The sequence below is a fragment of the Sulfitobacter sp. UBA4523 genome (genome assembly GCF_002388305.1).
GTDB classification, from domain to species: domain Bacteria; phylum Pseudomonadota; class Alphaproteobacteria; order Rhodobacterales; family Rhodobacteraceae; genus Sulfitobacter; species Sulfitobacter pontiacus.
On the sequence record NZ_DGMH01000025.1, the window covers coordinates 16,360 to 18,909 of the forward strand.

2 protein-coding genes are annotated in these 2,550 nt (G+C 60.5%); one reads left to right on the plus strand and one right to left on the minus strand.

Translation table 11 applies throughout. The features are described 5' to 3' along the window. The coding region (locus tag B3849_RS06920) for an ABC transporter permease (protein ID WP_286779949.1) at positions 1 to 1,332 on the plus strand (1,332 nt) is incomplete at its 5' end. A gap of 84 nt (positions 1,333 to 1,416) precedes the next feature. On the opposite strand, the gene B3849_RS06925 is transcribed toward B3849_RS06920, so the two are convergent. Further along, a complete protein-coding gene (locus B3849_RS06925) occupies positions 1,417 to 2,433 on the minus strand; it encodes a Fe(3+) ABC transporter substrate-binding protein (RefSeq protein ID WP_037942848.1) in 1,017 nt (338 codons plus the stop codon). Positions 2,434 to 2,550: the final 117 nt, after the last annotated feature.

Here is a 2,550-nt window from a genome sequence, read left to right on the forward strand (position 1 = left end):
TATGTGCTGGCCTATGCCTACACGCATATCCTTGACCACCCCGGAATCGTGCAAACGGTGTTGCGGGACGTCACGGGCTGGGGTCCGCGCGACTACTGGTTCCCGGAAATCCGGTCCCTTGGGGGCGCGGCCTTGATGCTGGTGCTGGTGCTTTATCCCTACGTCTACCTCTTGGCGCGCGCCGCGTTCTTGCAGCAATCCGCCACGACGTTTCTGGCCGCACGTGCCTTGGGCAGCAGTGCCTGGGCCGCCTTCTTCAAGGTGAGCCTGCCGCTGGCCCGACCGGCGATTGCCGCAGGTGTTCTGTTGACCGTCATGGAGACGATCGCCGATTTCGGCACTGTCGCCTATTTCAGTGTGCAGACCTTTGCGACAGGGATCTACACCAGCTGGTTTTCCCTGTTCGACCGCGCTGGTGCGGCCCAGCTTGCACTGTGTTTGCTTAGTTTTGCGCTGCTGCTCGCGATGCTGGAGCGTATCCAGCGCGGCAAGGCGCAATACCACGATCCGGCGCGTCGTGCCGTGGCGATGCCGCCCGCGCAGCTTAAGGGATGGCAGGCCGCCACCGCGATGCTGGCCTGCGGTATTCCCGTTATTTTTGGGGCGATCCTGCCGGTGATCGTGCTGATCTGGATGGGCATCGGGTCAGAGCAAGACCTGCTGAGCCCGCGCTATCTGGGCTTCATCCGCAACTCTGCCACGCTGGCGGGGGTGGCGGCGGTGCTGACCGTGGCCGCTGCAGTCTGCGTGGGGTTCTTCCAGCGGTTGCGTCCGGGCAAGCTGTCGTTCGGTGCAGGCTATATCGCGCGGTTGGGCTATGCGGTGCCGGGCGGGGTGATTGCCGTGGGGCTGATGGTGCCCTTTGCGACCTTTGATAACCAGCTTGATGCCTGGATGCGCAGCACCTTCGACATATCGACCGGGCTGCTGGTCACCGGGTCGATCTGGCTGCTCGTCGCCGCCTATATGGTACGCTTCCTTGCGGCGGCTCTGGGGGCGTATGAGGGCGGGCAGGCGATGGTGCATGCCAATATGGACTCTGCCGCACGGTCATTGGGGGAAACCCCTGTGGGCACACTGCGCCGTGTGCATCTACCGATCCTGTCGCCAAGCCTGCTGACCGCGTTGCTGATCGTTTTCGTCGATGTGATGAAAGAGCTGCCTGCAACGCTGATCATGCGACCGTTCAACTACGACACGCTGGCGGTGCAGGCCTACCGGCTGGCAAGCGACGAGCGGCTGGACGGGGCGGCGGTGCCGAGCCTTGTGATCGTGGCAATGGGATTGCTGCCCGTGATCCTGATCTGCCGTCAGGTCGGTCGGCAGAAATAAACACTTCCCCTTGCGCATGAAAAAACCGCACCGACCAGGGGCCGATGCGGTTCAATGTCGTGTCTCTGCCGTGGCAGGCTGGGATTATTCCCAGCCAACCGCGTTAAAGATCTTCTGTGCTGTGGGGATGTTCTTGGCCACTTCGGATAGGTTCACTTCGTCTGCTTTGAATTCGCCCAGCTTCTCGACCGATTCCGCAAGCTCTACACCTTCGACGGCGGGGAATTCGTCGTTCCCTGCAGAGAAGTAGGCCTGCGCGCTGTCGGAGGACAGATACTCGAGGAACTTGACCGCATTGTCACGGTTTGGCGCATTGGCTGCAACACCGGCACCCGACAGGTTCATGTGCGCGCCGTTGCCTTCCTGGTCGGGGAACACCAGACCGATTTTATCCAGATCGGCGCTCAGCCCGTCTACTTCGGTGCGGATGGCACGGGCAAAGTAGTAGGAGTTCGAGACGGAGATTTCGCATTCGCCCGATACCAGGCCACGCAGCTGGTCGGTGTCACCGCCCTGTGGTGCACGTGCCATGTTGTTCACAACGCCCTGTGCCCATTCGGTGGCTTTCTCTTCGCCATGGTGCGTGACCAACGCCGCCAGCAGGGTCTGGTTGTAGGAGTTGGTGGAGGAACGGATGCAGACCTGACCTTCATAGGCAGGATCGGCAAGATCCAGATAGTTCTGCGGCGGGTTGTCTACAGCGTCCTTGCTGTAAAAGATGATCCGCGCGCGCTGCGAAAAGCCGAACCAGTCGTTGTCGGCGTCTTGCAGGTTGCTGGGGATACGCTCTTCGAGGATGTCGCTGTCAACGGATTGCAGCAGGCCCATTTCCTTGGCGCGGCTCAGGCGGCTGGTGTCGACGGTGATCAGAACGTCCGCGGGGGAGTTCGCACCCTCGGCTTCCATACGCGCCAGCAGCTCGTCTGCTTTGCCTTCGATGCGGTTGATGGTGATGCCGGTCTGCTCGGTAAAGTCGGAATACAGACGTTCGTCTGTGTCGTAGTGACGCGAGGAGTAGAGGTTCAGCTGCCCTTCGGCCAATGCTGGCATCGCAACTGTGGCCATCAAGGCGGCCGTGAAAGCGGATTTCGTCAGAGTCATCAGGTGACCTCCATCTGTGTAAAACTTATAAAAAGAGTAAGAAACAGATTTGAGGGCTGATATCAAGGAATACTTGAGTGAATTAATAGGACAAGCGTCTTGCCGCGTGGGGGCGGG